General features: G+C 33.9%; 9 protein-coding genes. 1 reads left to right on the top strand and 8 read right to left on the bottom strand.

Translation table 11 applies throughout. The features are described from left to right. Nucleotides 1–74: 74 nt before the first annotated feature. The 3 genes from BW936_RS17755 to BW936_RS17765 form a co-directional block, all read right to left on the bottom strand. A complete protein-coding gene (locus tag BW936_RS17755; protein WP_076550881.1) occupies nt 75–1,886 on the bottom strand; it encodes a RagB/SusD family nutrient uptake outer membrane protein in 1,812 nt (603 codons plus the stop codon). A gap of 10 nt (nt 1,887–1,896) precedes the next feature. Continuing rightward, nucleotides 1,897–5,094 carry a SusC/RagA family TonB-linked outer membrane protein gene (locus tag BW936_RS17760; RefSeq protein WP_076550884.1) on the bottom strand — a complete coding sequence of 1,066 codons (3,198 nt, stop codon included), beginning with the start codon at nt 5,092–5,094 and terminating at the stop codon, nt 1,897–1,899. A 468-nt stretch (nt 5,095–5,562) separates the two neighbouring features. Continuing rightward, nucleotides 5,563–8,445 (bottom strand): two-component regulator propeller domain-containing protein, encoded by a 2,883-nt coding sequence (locus tag BW936_RS17765; RefSeq protein WP_076550886.1) that lies wholly within the window; start codon nt 8,443–8,445, stop codon nt 5,563–5,565. A 195-nt stretch (nt 8,446–8,640) separates the two neighbouring features. Here BW936_RS17765 and BW936_RS19535 point away from each other — a divergent pair, with 195 nt between their 5' ends. Beyond that, nucleotides 8,641–8,898: a hypothetical protein gene (locus BW936_RS19535; protein ID WP_143744216.1), complete on the top strand. Its 258-nt coding sequence runs from the start codon at nt 8,641–8,643 to the stop codon at nt 8,896–8,898. A 339-nt stretch (nt 8,899–9,237) separates the two neighbouring features. Here the strand turns inward: BW936_RS19535 and BW936_RS17775 are convergent, their stop codons facing one another. From BW936_RS17775 to BW936_RS20140, 5 genes are all read right to left on the bottom strand, one after another. Next, nucleotides 9,238–11,187 (bottom strand): heavy metal translocating P-type ATPase, encoded by a 1,950-nt coding sequence (locus tag BW936_RS17775; RefSeq protein WP_076550888.1) that lies wholly within the window; start codon nt 11,185–11,187, stop codon nt 9,238–9,240. Nucleotides 11,188–11,606: 419 nt separating this feature from the next. Further along, nucleotides 11,607–12,020, bottom strand: coding sequence for a Fur family transcriptional regulator (locus tag BW936_RS17780; protein WP_076550889.1), 414 nt, complete (start codon nt 12,018–12,020; stop codon nt 11,607–11,609). 2 nt (nt 12,021–12,022) lie between these two features. After that, nucleotides 12,023–13,210, bottom strand: coding sequence for an efflux RND transporter periplasmic adaptor subunit (locus BW936_RS17785; RefSeq protein ID WP_076550890.1), 1,188 nt, complete (start codon nt 13,208–13,210; stop codon nt 12,023–12,025). A 4-nt stretch (nt 13,211–13,214) separates the two neighbouring features. Beyond that, nucleotides 13,215–17,549, bottom strand: coding sequence for a CusA/CzcA family heavy metal efflux RND transporter (locus BW936_RS17790; RefSeq protein ID WP_076550892.1), 4,335 nt, complete (start codon nt 17,547–17,549; stop codon nt 13,215–13,217). Nucleotides 17,550–17,639: 90 nt separating this feature from the next. Next, nucleotides 17,640–17,951: a DUF6660 family protein gene (locus tag BW936_RS20140; RefSeq protein ID WP_076550895.1), complete on the bottom strand. Its 312-nt coding sequence runs from the start codon at nt 17,949–17,951 to the stop codon at nt 17,640–17,642. Nucleotides 17,952–18,666: the final 715 nt, after the last annotated feature.

Raw genomic sequence — 18,666 nt, forward strand, 5'->3', positions numbered from 1 at the left:
AAAAAATAGGGTCATGTACTATTTCACATAACCCATTTTAAAACAAACTAAACTAACAACTTAATTTTTAAACTTTATTGCAATGGATCAAAGGTTCCACCATCCCATCCCAAAGTCTGTTCCAGCTTAGGATTTTTGTCCAATGCGGATTGTGGAAGATCAAAAAAGTAATATTTTTCGTCATAATTGATTGGTAATCCATCATCGGTTAAATTTCCATCCCTTTCTAAACTACGTATAGCTGTTGTAAAAAAAGTATTATAAACTATGGGGTTGTTCAAATCTATACTTCCATCTAAAACCCCAGCCTCTAATTCTTTTCTATCATCCAAAATTTCATCTGAAGAATGTAAGGCATCAAACGCAGCAGTTCTTTCTATAACATAACCTCTTCTGATAGATCCATTAATTGTGGCATACATTCTACGTCTTCTTAAATCAGAAGACCTTTTTCCTTCAAAAGCTAGTTCAATTCTTCTCTCCAGCATTATGGCATCTCTCATCTGATCTTTATTCATTGCTGGTTCTAAACCATATAAACCATCACCTCCCGCATCTATACCTGCACGCTCACGAATTTGTTGCAAAGCAGTATATGCTTCGGCAGTATTGCCTATTTCATTAGCAGATTCTGCAAGAAACAATAGGATTTCAGCAAACCTGAGTTCTATCCAGTCAGTAGAACTATTAAGTGCCGGGTTACCACCTTCAATTCTACCATCAATCGCTTTTCTACAAAGAAGAGCAGATGGTGTTACCCTACTATTTGCCTCCGCTTCAATTTGACTATCTTGAAAAGTCCAAACTAAATCGCTGGTCGTTTGGGGTTCAGGATCATTTAATGGATAGTTTACACCATTAAAAGCAATGTTTGCCATAAACCTTGGGTCTCTATTTAACCAAAACACATCACTATCATAAGCGTAAGCCGACGTTACATCCATTATGGTTTTACCATCTTTCATTGGGTAAGCATTTGCATGATCAATAGTTGGTTTATCCCAAGCTTCTCCATTAGTTCCGGTCACAAATGGACGACAACCGGCATCTCTATTATGTGTTTTATCAATATTGTATTTTTTGATAATAATTGCTTCGGGGTTAGATATAGATTCATCAAACCATAAATCTGCATAACTAGCATGTAAACCCTTACCATTGGCTTCTAGATTATCCTTTGCTTCAGAAACTGCGTCATAAGCATCTTGCCAACGTGCTGTTGCACTTTGAGAGGGGTCAAATTGTTCACTTGCAAAGAACAGGAGAACTTTGGCTTTAAATGCCATAGCTGCACCTTTCGTAATTCTTCCATAATCTGCATCATCTTCATATTCATCAGGTAAATTAGTAATGGCCTCATCTAAATCTAAGACTATCTGGGCAATACAATCCGTTGTACTGTTTCTTGGCAATTCTAGCTCATCTACACCTTGAACGGGCACACTTAAAACCAATGGAACTCCCCCATAGGCAGTAACCAATTCGAAATAAATTTTAGCCCTAAAAAACAAAGCTTGTGATTTTAATAGAGATTGAAAACTAGCATCTAAGCTACCAGTTTCTACTTTCTCTAAAAGCAAGTTAATATCCTTAATATTCCGGTATTTGCCCCCATACTGTCTAATACTATTTGAGGTTAATTCTCCATAAATTATACCTCCAGAACCTTGTGCATCATCGCTTGTTCCTGATGCAGCTATAGGCCATCCGGATAATCCACGCTCATAAATTTCATTTAAAAAACCTTTTGCCAAAGTTTCATCACTCCATACATCTTTCTCATTGATCGCTGATAAGTCTGACTTATCCAATACATCACTACAAGATGCAATCGACAAAATTATTAGGAATAAAAAGTTACTCCATCTATATAAATATTTTTTCATTTTTATTTTTTTAAAGGGTTATATTAAGACCTAGACTATAGGTTTTATTTACAGGAATACCACGGCCGCTTGTTTCAGGATCAAAGCTTTTTATTTTACTATAAATCATAAACAAATTGGTAGTATTAATAAACAAACTTAAATTACTCACGCCTATTTTATTTAAAACATCCTTGGATAGGTCGTAAGAGACATTCAAGTTTTTCATTCTTAAAAAATCAGCATCATTTAAGAAAAACGTTGATTCTCGTTGTTGCCAACCACTATCACCACCAAATACAGGAAATGAAGCATTTTCATTTTCTGGTGTCCAGGAATCATTCCAGTGTGTCCATGAAGATTGCCCAATTCCACTTAAAGTAAACCTACCCGACTGAGGAATAAATCTTTGGTAATTTGCAAAACCCTGAGCAAATGCCTGAACACGAAAGTTTTTATATTTTATGCTAAAACGTATTCCGTAATTAATGGGCGCAGAAGAATGTGACCCCTTAATATATTCTAGATCATTACCATCCACTATGCCGTCTGGGGTATTTTGATTGGGATCTTCTGTCCTATTTCCTCTAACATCTCTCATTAGTAGTTCTCCTATTTTTGGAGCTCTACCAAATTGGGTAAACCCTGTTGCAATAAGTGCATCTAACTGCTCTTGATTTCTTATGATTCCATCAGAAACATAAGTTCTAATTCTATCTAATCTATTCCCTTTTCTAATAAAACGTGGTAGCGTAGATTCTGGATCATCTATCTCTGCATAGATAGCTTTTGAATATCCCATATTAAACCCTGCTTCAACATCAAAATCTTTATTTATTCTAGTATTATACGATGTCAACACTTCAAACCCAGAAATATCTATCCCTCCATAATTTTCAGGATTTAGTGACAGTCCTGACGATTCTGGAATAAATAATTGCCTAGAACCAAAAAGGTCTCGTTTTTTGTTTTTAAATATATCTATAGACGTTGCTAATTTATTTTTTAACGTTTTAAAGTCGAGTCCAAAATTATAGGAAGTTTGCTTCTCCCATGTAATAAATGGTTGAGGTTGAGCTCCAATATTCACGGAACTAGATGCAATATCCTCTCCAAAAACTGCACCTGTTCCTAAATTATATTTTTGTACATATGGGAAACCTACACCTACATTGTCATTACCCGTTTGACCAATGGAATACCTTATTTTAAAGAAATCTAAAAAACCTAAGTTATTTTTAAAAAAGTTTTCTTGAGATACTATCCACCCTAGTGAAACAGAGGGAAAAAAACCAAAACGACGCCCTTCTGCAAATCTTACAGAACCATCATACCTGAAGGTAGAAGAAAGCAAATACTTCTCTTTATAGCTATAATTTAATCCACCAATTACAGACTGCCTACCGTCTTCACCTTTACTCCCAAATGCCCTTTCATCATCTGAAGCAGTAGCATTTAATGTTGGTACCAGCTCTGTAGGCACTTGACGTCCTGTAGCGCCAAACCCTTTATATTTACTTTCAAACTGTTCATAAATAGCAAATAAACTTAAATCATGGTTGCCAAAAGTATTACTATAATTTAACTGTAAATTAAACTGATTACTGTCTACTTCATTTGTTGACTCATAAACACTATTAGAATCAGCACCAGAATCGTTACGTACTCTTGTTCCTACAATTTCATCCGTCAATAAAAACCTATTATTGGGATCTGTAGCAAAAGTATAATCTACTAAAGGTTTTCTAAAAAGAAAATCCTGATCACGCTTAATATTACTATTATAAGACATACCGGCGGACAACCCTTCTATGGCTGTAATGTTATAGTCTATTTTTAAACGCGTATTTAAGATTTTGTTATCTCTAGTTTGATACCCCGCCCCATTATTAATTAGATTTCCTGCGTTCCATCCATTGTAGTTAGCAACATATAAACCATTCTTTGTTGATGGTCCCCAATATCCTGATCTAGCCACAGTTCTATAAAAATCACCATAATCCTCGTCACCATAATTATAACTCCAATAAAAACCATAATCATCATTTCTAGACGTATTTATATTCATAGAGACATTTAAGTTATCTGTAACATCAACACCCACTTTGGCTCTAAAATTTGTGCGATCATACGTTAAATTATCAAATGCTGCTGATTCATCTATTTTAGACCCTGATAGGAAATAGCTTACGCGATCAGTACTTCCTGAAATAGATGCCGTGTAACGCTTTAATATTGGTGTTTTTTCAAAATCCTTTAGAAAACCTTCATTCGATGAAGCTTTTAAATAATCTAGTTCTGAAGTTGTAATATATCCTGCGTCTGACGGGTCTACTTTATTCCACCTTAAACCTGAATTGGTCAATAAGGCATGATTATAAGCTGAATTAAATTCTGGAACTTTAGTTGGTTCTGTGGTGCCTATAGTACTCGTGAAATTAATTTTAGGCTTTCCTTTTCCGGTTTTAGTCGTCACCAAAATTACACCGTTTGAGGCTCTGGCTCCGTAGGCAGAAGTAGAAGCTGCATCCTTCAATACAGATATTGATTGTACTTCATTCACATCTAAAGCATCAAACTGCTCTTTATTTAATACAATTCCATCTATAACATATAATGGGGCCGTACCGCCACCAAAAGCCCCTGTTGTGGCACCTCTAACATTTATGTTTGCCGACCTACCCGGTCTGCCCCCTGAGGAACTTATATTTACACCTGCTAAGCGACCTGCAATAGCTCCTCCTAATGTTGTTGCGGGAATTTCATTAAGTTCTTCTGTTTTTATTGTAGCTACAGAACCTGTTATTTTTTTCTTAATGATTGAATTATATCCAACAACGACTACCTCTTCTAAAGAATTTATGTCTTCTTGCAAGGTTACATTAATTATATTGACTATACCTACTTCTATATCTGAGGTTTTTAATCCTAAATAAGAAAATCGAAGTATATCCCCATTAGTTGCCGTTATGCTATAATTTCCATCAAAATCTGACTGAACACCTCTATTTGTACCTACGACCAGTACATTTACCCCTGGTAGCGGTGCACCTGCATCATCTGTTATTGTTCCGGTAATTGTTTGTTGCACTGTCTTCATGGTCCTATGATTAGTTGAGGTGGGGGTACCTCTCATGGAAAATGATGTAAATGCAAGAAGAACAAGGCTGAACACCTTTAAGCTAGCAATACAAACCGCATTGTGCCATTCTAAGTTTTTTAATTTCATTTTTTTGGTTTTGGTTGTTATTATATTCTATTAATAAAGGCATCTGTTTTTGTAAACCTTGAATCAATTATTCTGACTAAACCCTATACATTAAAAAAGTAGCCCTCAGTTTACTTTATAAGTAGTGTAGTTTTTTGGAATCGTTGATCAGACTAGAATACTATGTTTAGAATACCCACCGCTATGTTAACATAAAGTTAAGTTTGAATCGACCTATAGGGGTTAATGAGACAAACAACTCCTCAGAGAATAGTCTTAATGAGCATTAGGACATGGAATAACATCAATGAAATCAATACTATGGCGACTTTTGCAGTCCATTAGTAGCATACTAGGTTTTATGACCACAAGTTTTAGAAAGAAATGAAATATACTTAACAAAACTCTTTTTAAAATTAAAAAACAGGTCTAACCATACATCGTCAGACCTGCTTAAATTATACTTTCCCTAAACTCTAGAGCGGTTGATTAATGCTCTTTTTTTTGATATTGGCTAGGGGTCATTCCTGCTAAGTTTTTGAAAATTCTATTAAAAGCAGATTTGGAATTAAAACCACAGTCCCCACCTATAGAAGAAATGGTATGATTTTGATATCTTGGGTCTTTAAGTCTCCTTTTAACTTCTTCTACTCTAAAATGATTTATGTAATCATAGAAGTTCTTACCTATATAATCATTAAGCAACACAGATAAATGGTTAGTACTTACACCTATTTTCTTTGCCAAATGTCCCAGTCCTAATTCTGAATTTAAATAAATTTTGTCCTCTTCCATCAAAAGATTCAATTCTTTTATTTTTTCTTTATTTTCAGCCTCTACCTTAGGATCAACTTGTTTGTGCAACTTTTTTAACTTGGGAACATCTTTATACATTAAACGATTATTTCTAAATCTTTTAAAATATACAATCGCTAAAGCTAGGGTTATAAATAATAAAACACCGATAACTACTTTAATCTTATTGGTATTCATGAAATTGGTCCTTACGACTATATCTAAATAAATAGGATCCTCGTTCCAAATACCATCATTATTAGAAGCTTTCAAATAAAAGCGATAATTTCCTGGCTTTAAATTAGAATACCTTGTACTAGGATTTTTACCTGTAGCATACCTCCAGTCTTTATCAAAACCTATCAACTTAAAAGCATATTGATTTCGAAGTGGTGATGCAAAGGACAAAGAAGCAAATTCAATTTCAAATCTATTATCATCTTCTGGCAATGTTACTATAGAACCAGAATAAAGGGGTGCTTCTAAAATTGCAGTATCATCATACAAATGTCCAGCTTCAACAACCTTACCGTCAATCAATAAATCTAAAAAAATAGGTTTAGGTGGTATTTTATTTAGTGTAAAATCATCAGGATTAAAATAATTTACACCGGCCGTACCTCCAAAAAAAAGAGTACCGTCTTTAGTTTTCCATTTTGCATTCTTTCTAAACTTTCCTTTTAAAACCCCGTCATAGGTAGAATAATTGGTAAAGGTTTCTGTAGCAATATTAAATTCTGAAAAGCCAGTATTTGTAGCAATCCATAAATCTCCTTCATCATCTTCTAATATGGCATTTATTTCGTTATCGGACAAGCCATCTGTTTCAGTGTAATTCTGAAAATAATACCCCCCCTTAATATCTTTATTTCCGTCTTCTTTCAAAAGGTTTAACCCGGCAGCAGAGGTACCAAACCAAACACGTTGTTTAGCATCCTCATAGATAACAAAAACCTCGTCATTACTAATTGATCCAAAATCAGAAGGATCGTGTTTAAACCTAAGAAAACGCTTACTGGATCCATTTTCTTTCAATAATGCCAATCCTCCTTCATTTGTACCGATCCATATTCTATTCTTGCTGTCTTCAAACACTGATTGAATATCATTTGAAGGCAATGAGTTGGTATTTAATTTAGAGTAACTAAAATTTTCAAATGTATTTTCTTCATCATTTTGTTCATCCAATAACGACAATCCTCTTCCTGTACCAAACCACATTCTTCCCAAATGATCTTCTAATATACTACGTACCGATGAAGAGGCTATACTTGTTTCTTGGTTTTCTTCTTGTAGAAAATGAGTGAAAACCTTCTCTCCTTTTTTTATAACAAAAAGGCCATTGCTCATGGTCGCTATCCATAGCCTCTCTTTTGAATCTCGATACACGCTTGTGATATAATCTGAATTAAGGCTCTGAGAACCATTCTTACCCATATCTATATGGGTGATTTTTGGATCGGAGTATCCTTCTTCAAATTTAACATGATCAATACCCTCTCGGGTTCCAATCCAAAAGATATTATTAATATCCTGAAATAAGGTCTGTACAAAATTACTTCGCAAGCTGTTTTTATTACCAGGCAGGTGAATTAAACTTTTGAATCTATGCCGCGTAAAGTCATAAAAGTCCAATCCTTCTTGGGTACCTACCCAAACGATACCTTCATTATCTACATAAACATCATAAACATCATTACTACTTATAGACTGATGGCTCTCAGGGTTAGATTGATAAGACTTAAATTCACCTGTTGTTCTTGAGTACTTTAGCAGACCGTCACCATAGCTACCAAAGAAAATATCTCCGTCATTATTTTGAGACATGCTGTTTAATGATTTGGCACGATAAATTTCAATAAACCTATCTCTCTCTGATTGGTACCTATAAATTACCGATCCAATAGTAATCCACACTTCACCATAGGTATTGGTTAAAATTTCATCTAACCCATAAGAATCAAATGCACCTAAGCCATAAGTTTTTATAATAAGCGAATTTTCAAAATCATAAAGCAACAATCCTTTATCTGTTCCTATCCAATAAGTGTTGTCATAACCTTTTGCTATAGCGGCTATTTTATAATCTTCCAATACTTGGGTAATTTCTAAAGAAAGGTTATCAATTATAAAATTTTTCTTCTCCGTAGAGACCCAAACAAGATTTGAACCATCACAGTATAGCTGTTGTATACTATTAGTACCTATAAGCTCAAAAATATCTGGTGTCTGAACAACCTCAAGTGTAGCCGTATTAATTACGCTTAGCCCTGTGACAGTACCCACCCATAATTTATCTTTAGAAGTAGCAAGAGTGTATATTTTATCCCCAATAATAGACGTTTCATCGTCTGGTAAATTTTTAAATATTTTGAATCTATAACCATCATAACGGCTTAGTCCGTTCTGTGTTCCAAACCAGAGAAAACCTTTGTCATCTTTAACGATTTTCCTAACTTCATTATGTGAAAGCCCATCGACAGTGGTTAAATGCTGAAAATGGTATTCTTGAGACCAACAAATAGGTGGTGCCAATAAAACAATAATTAGGGAAACATAAATTTTTAGCATTTTCATATAAACAATTGTAAAAACAATATACAATTTGTATTACATTTTCAAAATAACAGATGCTTAAATATCATCTAATTAATTACTCCTAATTAAAATGGGCTCACCTTTAAAAACTATCAGCGATAACAAATTAGGTGGTCATAAATTCATTAAAAGTCTGCCCTTTTGATTCCTCGTTAAAATTGAGAAACCTACTCCTTGAACAAAATTACAGTTAGCTGTATTCTTAGAAATGAATTTAGACCAGGAACCATTGTAGTTATTAACCTGAACACCGTTCATAGTACAAACATATGGTTCTTTACTTTCACTACCAATAGTAAAATTAACACCAACGGTACCGCTTACCGCATGAAATATTCTCAAAACCTTACGATGATAAAAAGCCTGCCAGACAGGTGTTTTAAAGAGCAAAGGAAAGAGCATATACAGCCTATCTTGCGCATTTTGGATTAGTTCATAATACTCAGTAAAATAAATAAGAGAGGCTTAAAAGCTAGTAAGGTTATGCGCTTATTGATAATCATCTACAACCTGCCTGTATAAGTGACTAATAATTAATAAATAAGATAAAAAAAAAAAAAAAACTCTTACCCTTGTTGCATTTGTATAGAAAGTACTAATCAACATTTATTAGGTGCTTTGGTAAAACATCATATATTAATCGTCAACTTTTAAAGTGGTACGGAAAAACCCAGTATAAAGAGGATGTTATGTGTTCGTTAATTGAGCAATCAGTGGCTTCGGCAGTATTTATTGCTATTGTTCTTCCATTTTATTTAATTCAAAACTAAATTAACTCCAATTCATTTTTTGAAGTCTAATAGCATTTAATATAGCTAAAAATGCTACTCCTACATCAGCAAAAACAGCTTCCCACATTGTAGCGAGACCACCAGCACCTAAAATCAAGACAATTGCTTTTACGCCAAAGGCTAAGCCAATATTCTGCCAAACTATTTTTCTAGTAGAACGTCCTATTTTTATTGCTCTTACCACTTTAGAGGGTTGATCCGTTTGAATAATAATATCAGCAGTTTCAATTGCTACATCGCTTCCTAAACCACCCATGGCAATACCAATATCACTTGCAGCCAAAACTGGAGCATCATTAATACCATCACCTATAAAAGCTACTTTATTTTTAGGATTTTTCTTTAAAATTTCCACTTCATTCAACTTATCTTCCGGCAATAAACCACCTTTAGCATTTGCAATACCTAGTTCTTTAGCAACTTGTTGAGTAATGGAATCTTTATCACCAGAAAGCATCATAATATTTTTAACGCCTACTTTATGTAAATTTGTAATTGTTTCTTTTGCATCTTCCTTTAATTCATCTGCTATGACTACATAGCCTGCAAATTGATTATCTATTGCAACTAATACTATTGATTCTACAATAGATTCGGTTTCTGTTGGAACATCTATAGTATTCGCAGTCATCAAGGCTTTATTTCCTATTAAAACTGGTTTACCATTTACAGTACCTCTTAATCCTTTTCCTGCAATTTCAGAAACGTCTTGAGCTTCAAAATCTTCTCCTTCTGATTTATACTCTAAAATTGCTTTTGCAATTGGATGTGTTGATTGCTCTTCCATCGATATTACGTATTGCATAAACTCGGCTTCTTTCCACCCTATTGCTTTCACTTCTTTAATTTTAAATACACCTTTGGTAACGGTTCCTGTTTTGTCCATTACTAAAGTATTTATTTTGGTCATTGCATCTAAAAATGAAGCTCCTTTGAATAATATTCCGTTTTTTGAAGCTGCTCCCAATCCTCCGAAATATCCTAATGGAATTGATATCACTAACGCACAAGGGCAAGATATTACCAAGAAAATCAATGCTCTATACAACCAATCTCTAAACACATAATCCTCTACAAAAAAGTAAGGTAGGAAAGTAACTCCAATAGCTAAAAACACAACAATTGGGGTATATATCCGCGCAAACTGTCTAATAAATAATTCTGTTTTAGATTTACGCGCTGTTGCATTCTGAACCAAGTCTAATATTCTTGCAATAGAACTGTCTTCAAACCTACTGGTTACCTCTACTTGAATGACATTTTCTAAATTGATACTGCCTGCGTAAACCTTGGTTTCTTTTAGAATGTAATCTGGTTTACTCTCCCCTGTTAACGCTGCGGTATTCAAAGATGCTTTTTCGGATAACAAAATACCATCTAAAGGAATTTTTTCACCTACACGAATTTGAATCTTTTCACCAATGTTTACGTCTTCTGGTGTCACACTTTTATAATCACCCTCTCGAAATACATGAGCTTCTTTGGGTCTAACATCTAACAAGGCTTTTATATTGCCTTTTGCACGCTTAACAGCAGCATCTTGAAATAATTCACCTACTGCATAAAATAGCATTACTGCAACACCTTCAGGGTATTCGCCTATAACAAATGCTCCAATTGTTGCAATAGACATTAAAAAAAACTCTGTAAAAACATCTCCTGTTTTAATACTATGCCAACCCTCTTTTACCACAGGGATTCCTACAGGCAAATATGCAATGCTGTACCAAGTTATACGAATGCCATCTTTAAAGAATAAAACATCAAAAAAATCTAAACCTATACCTATAATGAGCATTACAAAACTGATTACTGCAGGTAGATATGTTTTAAATGCTGTTCCATTACCGTGATTGTGACCACCATTGTGCTTATGTTTTTCTTTAGATCCTGTATGTAATTCCCTTAAATTAACTTTCTTTTTTTTCATTTTATATCTAATGATTTTTCAACATTATTTGGAATGGGCATACCTATTAATGATAGCACACTTGCACCATCTGTATTACCAGGAGGAAAATAATTTATTATATACATCATACCTCCTATAAATCATCTAATGAATTGAATCAGCACTACTTTAGACTCTTTTGTATACATGTAATAATCCCCATTGACCAATGTAAATATTTAGATGCTATAGGTTAAAACCACCTTATTTTCGCCCCACGTTCTAAATGATACCACCCTATTTTATACAATAAACTAATTAGATCACAACTTATAGTCCTAGCTTGTTCCTATTGTTGTTTGTAAACTTAAAATGAATCTAAACTTCAACATAAAATTCTTATTTTCAACTATTTAAATTTTATATAATTTAATATTACGTGTAACGGAAGTACTTTTTTACCTATTACACTTATCGCAAACTCCCTTAACAACTAAGTTTACATTTTCGGAAACAAATCCATCCGGTACTTTCATTTGGGGAATTTTATGTTCTTTTAAACAAATGGTTTCGTTACAGTTATTACAATGAAAATGTAAATGCAAATCGTTATTTAAATCATAATTAGACCCCTTGTCACATAACGCATATTTTGTATTACCTGTACCATCATCTATTTGATGAACAATATCATTTTCCTCAAAAGTTTTTATTGTTCTATATAACGTAGTCCTATCCGCCTTTTCAAAGGCATTTTCAATATCACTTAAAGTTACGGCTACATTTCTTGCTGCAAGAAACTTATAAATTAATAAACGCATTGCAGTAACCCGAATTTTTTTGGACTCTAATACTTGTGCTATTATTTCCATAATTAATGTGCGTGCTCTGCTTCCCCTTTTTTCATTTCTGCGTTAAGGTAATACGCATTATTATATGCGAATTGTGTTTTATTATCAATGCTATCAGTAAATTGAACCGAGATCCATTGACTATCTTTAGAACCTAATAAAACTTCAATTGGCTTAAAACTCCAATCGTTATTTCCTTTTACTACAGAAAATACATAAAACCTATCGCCTTCTTTAATAATAGCACTTTCTGGTAATGCTTTTGCTTCATTATTTTCCACTTGTATTTTACCTTTTATATACATTCCTGGAATTAAGTTGCCTTTTTTATTCTCTATTTCTGCGTGAACGTGAACTGCTTTAGGGGTATCTTCAAAGGTTTTACCAACAGAATAGATTTCAGCGGTAAGTTCTGTATCTGGTATTGATTGTACTATAAAATTTACTTTTTGACCTTTCTGTACTTTATAAACATCTTTTTCAAAGACCATTAAATCTGCGTGTACGTGATGTGTGTTCACTATTTCAAATAATTCGGTTTGGGGTTCTACATATTGGCCTGTTTTAACTTCAACCTTTTGCACAAAGCCCTCTATTGGGCTGCGCAATGCAATACGTTGTGCTATGGTACCGTTACGAACTGAAACTGTATTAATATTCAATAATTGCAATTGTGCTTCTAAACCATTTACCATTGCTTTTGACACTTGATATTCTGCTTCTACCTTTTGAAAATTAGCACCGGAACCTACACCTGCTTCGTATAACTTTTGTTGTCGTTCATAATTCTTTTTCAAAAAATTACTATTGCTATAAGCGTTTAAGTAATTGGTTTGTGCTTGTATAATATTTGGATGCGATAGATAAGCGACTACCTGACCTTTATTGACTTTATCACCTTCAATAACTTCAATTGAAACAACATTAGCACCAATAACGGTAGTTATTGCCGCTTCGTTTTGTGGCGGCACTTCTAACGTTCCATTTGCTTCTACATAACCACTCATATTGCGCAATGTCAACGTATCTATTTTCATTTTTAACGCATCAAATTGTTGCTGAGAAAGCATTACCTCTTCACTTTCATTCTGTGTTTCATTAATTTCTGTTTTCTGTTCTTTATTATGAGAATGATTATCCTTGTTTCCGCAAGCTGATACAAAAGTGACCAACACCATTACGGTAAGAATTTTATATATATTATTTTTCATTGTTTTATTGATTAAAATATTGTAATTGAAATGTGCTTTCTAAATAATTTACTAATGCTGTTTGTGCATCCAATTGAGATTGAATGGCTTCTTTTATCAACTGCGTAAATGCAGTATAATCTATTTCACCTTCTTTGTATGCCAACAATGCGCCTGTTTTTTGTTCTTTTGTTAATGGTAAAACTTGTTCTTTGTAGAACTCCCAAGATGTTTTCCATTTCCTATAATTTTCTTTAGCCTGAACGAACCTTGATTGTACTTCCTGTCTTTTGAACGCTTTATTGGTTTCTGCTTTTTGTTTATCAATTCTGGCGCTTTTAATTTGTGCCTTGTTAGCACCTGATAAAAACGGAATGGAAACTCCTGCTTGATAGGTGTAAAACCCTGAATTGCCATTTACTTTTTGTAAACCACCTTGAAGATTAAACTTTGGCAAATTATCTGCTTTTGCAGCTTTGTATTTGAATTCAGCTTCATTTACCATATTCTGTGATATACTGTACAATGGGTGGACTTCAACATTAAACGTTTTCATATCTATATCTACGGTTGCATCAAATTCATTTGAAACCGTATAAATAGCATCAGAAACCAACCATAAATTGAATTGCTGTATGGCAATTAAGTAATCACTATAGGCTTGGGTCTTTTTATTCTGAATTTGAAAAGCTTGATTTTTAGCAGCCGAGTATTCTAACTTGGAAATAGCTTCTACTTCATAATTTATAGTTACCGCTTGTTCAAATTTGGAATAAATGGAATCTAGTTCTTTATATAAATCATAGTTCCTTTTCATTTGATAACACTTAGACCAAGCCTTTTTTACTTCCAATTCTAATTCTAATTCCGAAAGTTGAAACGCTTTCTGTGCCAATTGAATACGTTGTTCTTGTAACTTCTTTTTAGAACCTATACCAAATACATCAATATTAGATTGACTCATACCAATGGTGGTATAAATGCCACTACCATTATCAATTTCTTCACCACCTGTAAAAACCTGTGTTGTTCCAAAGTCATAGACAGTCGCTTTTAATTGTTCTTGTTTCGTAATTTCCAATTGCTGTTGTTTGAGTATAGGATAATTACTTTTTGAGAGTTTTATAGCTTCCTGTAATGAAATTTCGGGAATGGTATCGTTTATCTCTTGTGCATTACTTTGTGTTGTAAAACCGAATAGCAAAAGAAATACTACTGTTGCCGTAACCAACTTTTTATTCGGTTTAAAACTAAATGATTTGTTTTCTACCCAATGGTATAAAATAGGTAATACAAATAATGTTAGCAAAGTAGATGTTAACAGCCCCCCAATCACTACAGTTGCCAAAGGTCGTTGCACTTCTGCACCTGCTGATGATGAAATAGCCATTGGTAAAAAACCTAATACATCTGTAAAAGCGGTTAGCATAATAGGTCTAATTCTGCGTTTAGTGCCATCTATTATTCTATCTTTTAAATTGGTTACCCCTTCGTCTTTTAATTCATTTAGTCCGCTTATCATTACCAACCCATTAAGAACCGCTACACCAAACAACACAATAAAACCAACACCTGCCGAAATACTAAATGGCATATCACGCAACCACAAGGCCACTACACCCCCAATGGTTGCCATTGGGATAGCTATATAAATCATTAAGGTTTGTGGTAAAGATTTTAATGCAAAGTATATAAGAACAAATATGAGCAGCAATGCAATAGGCACAACAGTTTGTAGACGGTTGCTGGCACGCTCTAAATTCTCGAATGCACCGCCATAGCGAATAAAATAACCCGAAGGTAACTCCAGTTGTGCATCTAATTTTGATTTAATTTCTGCAACCAATGATTTTACATCACGCCCCCTAACATTGACACCTACATAGGTTCTTCTGTTGGTATTGTCTCTACTAATTTGCATAGGACCTGCTTTGTAGCTTACCTCTGCAATTTCACGTAAGGGAATTTGAGCACCTGAAGGTAAATTGATATATAGATTTTGAAGATCTGAAATATCCTTTCGGTTTTGGGCATTTAAACGCACTACAAGATCAAAGCGTTTCTCTCCTTCAAAAATGACCCCTGCCGTACCCCCTGCAAATGCAGCTTGTACGGTTCTGTTTAGCGCATTTATTTGAAGTCCATATTGTGACAGTTTATTTCTATTGTAATTAATGGTCATTTGTGGCAAACCTGTGGTGGCTTCTGCTTTCATATCGCCAATGCCTTCTGTACCTGCTATAATTTTAGATATTTCTTCAGCTTTTTGAGATAGAATGTCAATATCTTCACCATAGAGTTTTATGGCTATATCTTCACGTACACCTTCAAGCAACTCATTAAAACGCATTTCAATAGGCTGGGTAAATTCATAATTAACGCCAGGAACCATTTCAACCGCTTCTTTCATTGCCTCTATCAATTCATCTTTTGTCTCTGCCGTAGCCCATTCACTTTTAGGTTTAAGAATCACAAATACATCGGCTATATCCATTGGCATAGGGTCCGTTGGAATTTCGGCAACACCAATACGACTCACAATTTTATCGACCTCTGGAAATTTAGCTTTTACTATTTGCTCTATTTTAGTAGTAGTTTCAATAGTTTCTGTAAGTGAGCTACCCGGTTTTAAGATGGCATGAAATGCAATATCACCTTCATCTAATTGCGGAATGAACTCACCACCCATTCGTGAAAACATTAATACCGTTATCCCAAACAGCACAATTGCAATACCAATTACCCACTTTCCTTTTTGTAATGCGTTTACCAATAAGGGTTCATATCTTTCTTCACACCAATTCACCAATTTATCTCCATAGGATTTTTTATCGTTCTTTGGTGCCCTTAAGAATAAAGCTGACATCATTGGCACATAGGTTAAGCAAAGTACCATGGCACCAATCATGGCAAAAATAAAAGTCAAGGCCATTGGCTTAAACATCTTTCCTTCAATACCTTCTAAAGCCAAAATGGGTAGAAAAACGATAAGGATTATTAACTGACCAAAAAAAGCAGCGTTCATCATCTTTTTTGAAGCATTAGAAGTTACTTTATCCCTTTCCTTGGACGTAAGCTGTTTTCTTTTCAAAACTTGCGACATAATAAGAAAGACAGTGCTTTCTACAATAATTACAGCACCATCTACAATGATTCCGAAATCTATAGCGCCTAAACTCATTAAGTTAACCCATACATCAAAAACATTCATTAAAATAAAAGCGAATAATAAGGATAATGGAATAGTAGAAGCTACTATTAACCCTCCGCGCCAGTTGCCTAACAAAAAGACCAATACAAAGATGACGATCAATGCACCTTCAATAAGATTGGTGGTTACTGTAGAGGTCGTTTCCCCAATTAACTTGCTTCGATCTAATAATGGCTCAATAATAACACCTTCTGGTAATGACTTTTCAATTTGGGTCATTCGCTCTTTTACGTTTGCAATAACATCATTGGAATTTGCTCCTTTTAACATCATTACCAAACCACCTACAACTTCACCTTCTCCATCTTGAGTTAATGCACCATAACGAATTGCCGAACCGAATTGTACCGTAGCAATATCTCCAATAGTTACGGGAACGTTATTAAGATTTTTGACTGTGATTTTCTTAATATCCTCTAAACTTCGTGCCAAACCTTCACCACGAATAAAATTGGCTTGATGGTTTTTTTCAATATATGCGCCACCTGTATTCTGATTATTAGCCTCCAGTGCATTAAACACATCTGTAATGGTAAGGCCAATAGCGTTTAAATCGTTAGGATCAACAGCTACTTCATATTGTTTTATTTTACCGCCAATAGCATTCACTTCTACCACACCCGGAACCATTGCCATTTGGCGTTGTACAATCCAATCTTGCATTGTACGTAAATCTGCAATGCTATATATAGCTTTAAACTCTGGCGCTACTTTTAAGGTGTATTGGTATATCTCCCCTAAACCTGAAGAGATAGGTCCCATTGCAGGCTCGCCAAATCCACTTGGAATTTGCTCTTTTACCTCGTTTAGCTTTTCCGCTACTAATTGTCGAGGTAGATAGGTACCCATATCATCGTCAAATACTATAGTTACGACAGATAAACCAAAACGGGAAATTGATCTTATTTCCTTCACATTGGGAAGATTACTCATTGCTACCTCAATAGGATAGGTTATAATCTGCTCAATATCTTCAGTACCTAAATTGGGGGATTGTGTTATAACCTGTACTTGGTTATTGGTAATGTCCGGAACAGCATCTATTGGTACTTTGGTCATACTCCAAATACCTGCTCCAATTATGGTAAGCGTAAGCAAACCAATAATAAATTTGTTATTGATTGAAAAATCAATGATTTTATTAATCATATAAAATATATTAATTCAGTTAAAAAAAGTATATGCCTTACAAAAAGTAAAAGCATTCTAAAAAGGATATACCTATCCTATAAAACTGAATTAAACTTGTGGCGGTTGCCAAATGTTGGAATAAAAATCAAACCTATAAATCGACTGGTAGTTAGTCGTTAAAAATGTTGATATATTTGAGTGAAAATTGAATTCAAATGAGATTAGGGGTTCATAAGTGATTGAAATACCACAGCAACTACAAACACAAGTAATTGGACAAGAATCGTCATTATCCTCTTGATGATTATGGTCTACGCTTAATTCTTCCCATTGTTGATCTTCAAAATTTTGACCATCAGAGCATGGCTTTGCGGTCAAAGTCAACATCAGAACTGCCAGAATAAAGCTTAAAAAATTCATCTTTACAAAGATATCAAAAACTAAATGCAATGGCTGTGCAAACTTTTTGTCAATGAATTCTATAGTGCATAAATAATGCGTAACACGTTTTATATTTTAATGTTCCTAATAACGGACAGCTTTGCTATCTATCGTTTAAATGTTTGTATATACCTATACACTAAAGACTGTAGTTAAGCATAACATCTTTTAATAAAAATCATCAGCGTCATAGAACAAGTTTAAAATCATTAAAAATATAATCGTAGACTTCAAGTTTTAGTCTTCCTTATTGGTATTTAACTTGTTGCTTCCTATCAAATTACAATAATAATTAAATAGATAATTACAAACCTCATCTAAATAACTATTAAGAATTCTGAATATTTGACTTGTACATCTAACTCCATATTTATGACCCTATCCATCAGAAGTTGAAATTCTCATTTTAAACAAACATCTGTCCATGACTATTTAACATAATTCTAGCATAAGGTAATCTATATATTGTTCTTAACTCTAGAAAACAAATCTTAGAAGAGAATACTCAATGTTATGATGTCCTCAGAAGACATCTTTTAGCTGCCATTTATTTTATTTTCAAATGAAGGTCTGATCACATTTAAAAATACATGTATTAGATCAATACATGTAGCATCTCAACAAATTGGTCAATTTTTTACAGCTTTAAATTTATTGACCGATTTATTAGCGCTTTTATGGGGAATAAATGCTT

It is taken from the genome of Maribacter ulvicola (assembly GCF_900155985.1).
Classification (GTDB): Bacteria; Bacteroidota; Bacteroidia; order Flavobacteriales; family Flavobacteriaceae; genus Maribacter; species Maribacter ulvicola.

Excerpts from the sequence above, each read along its gene's own strand:
- BW936_RS17755 (WP_076550881.1), bottom strand. The coding sequence starts at position 1,886 with ATGAAAAAATATTTATATAGATGGAGTAACTTTTTATTCCTAATAATT.
- BW936_RS17760 (WP_076550884.1), bottom strand. The coding sequence starts at position 5,094 with ATGAAATTAAAAAACTTAGAATGGCACAATGCGGTTTGTATTGCTAGC.
- BW936_RS17765 (WP_076550886.1), bottom strand. The coding sequence starts at position 8,445 with ATGAAAATGCTAAAAATTTATGTTTCCCTAATTATTGTTTTATTGGCA.
- BW936_RS17775 (WP_076550888.1), bottom strand. The coding sequence starts at position 11,187 with ATGAAAAAAAAGAAAGTTAATTTAAGGGAATTACATACAGGATCTAAA.
- BW936_RS17780 (WP_076550889.1), bottom strand. The coding sequence starts at position 12,020 with ATGGAAATAATAGCACAAGTATTAGAGTCCAAAAAAATTCGGGTTACT.
- BW936_RS17785 (WP_076550890.1), bottom strand. The coding sequence starts at position 13,210 with ATGAAAAATAATATATATAAAATTCTTACCGTAATGGTGTTGGTCACT.
- BW936_RS17790 (WP_076550892.1), bottom strand. The coding sequence starts at position 17,549 with ATGATTAATAAAATCATTGATTTTTCAATCAATAACAAATTTATTATT.
- BW936_RS20140 (WP_076550895.1), bottom strand. The coding sequence starts at position 17,951 with ATGAATTTTTTAAGCTTTATTCTGGCAGTTCTGATGTTGACTTTGACC.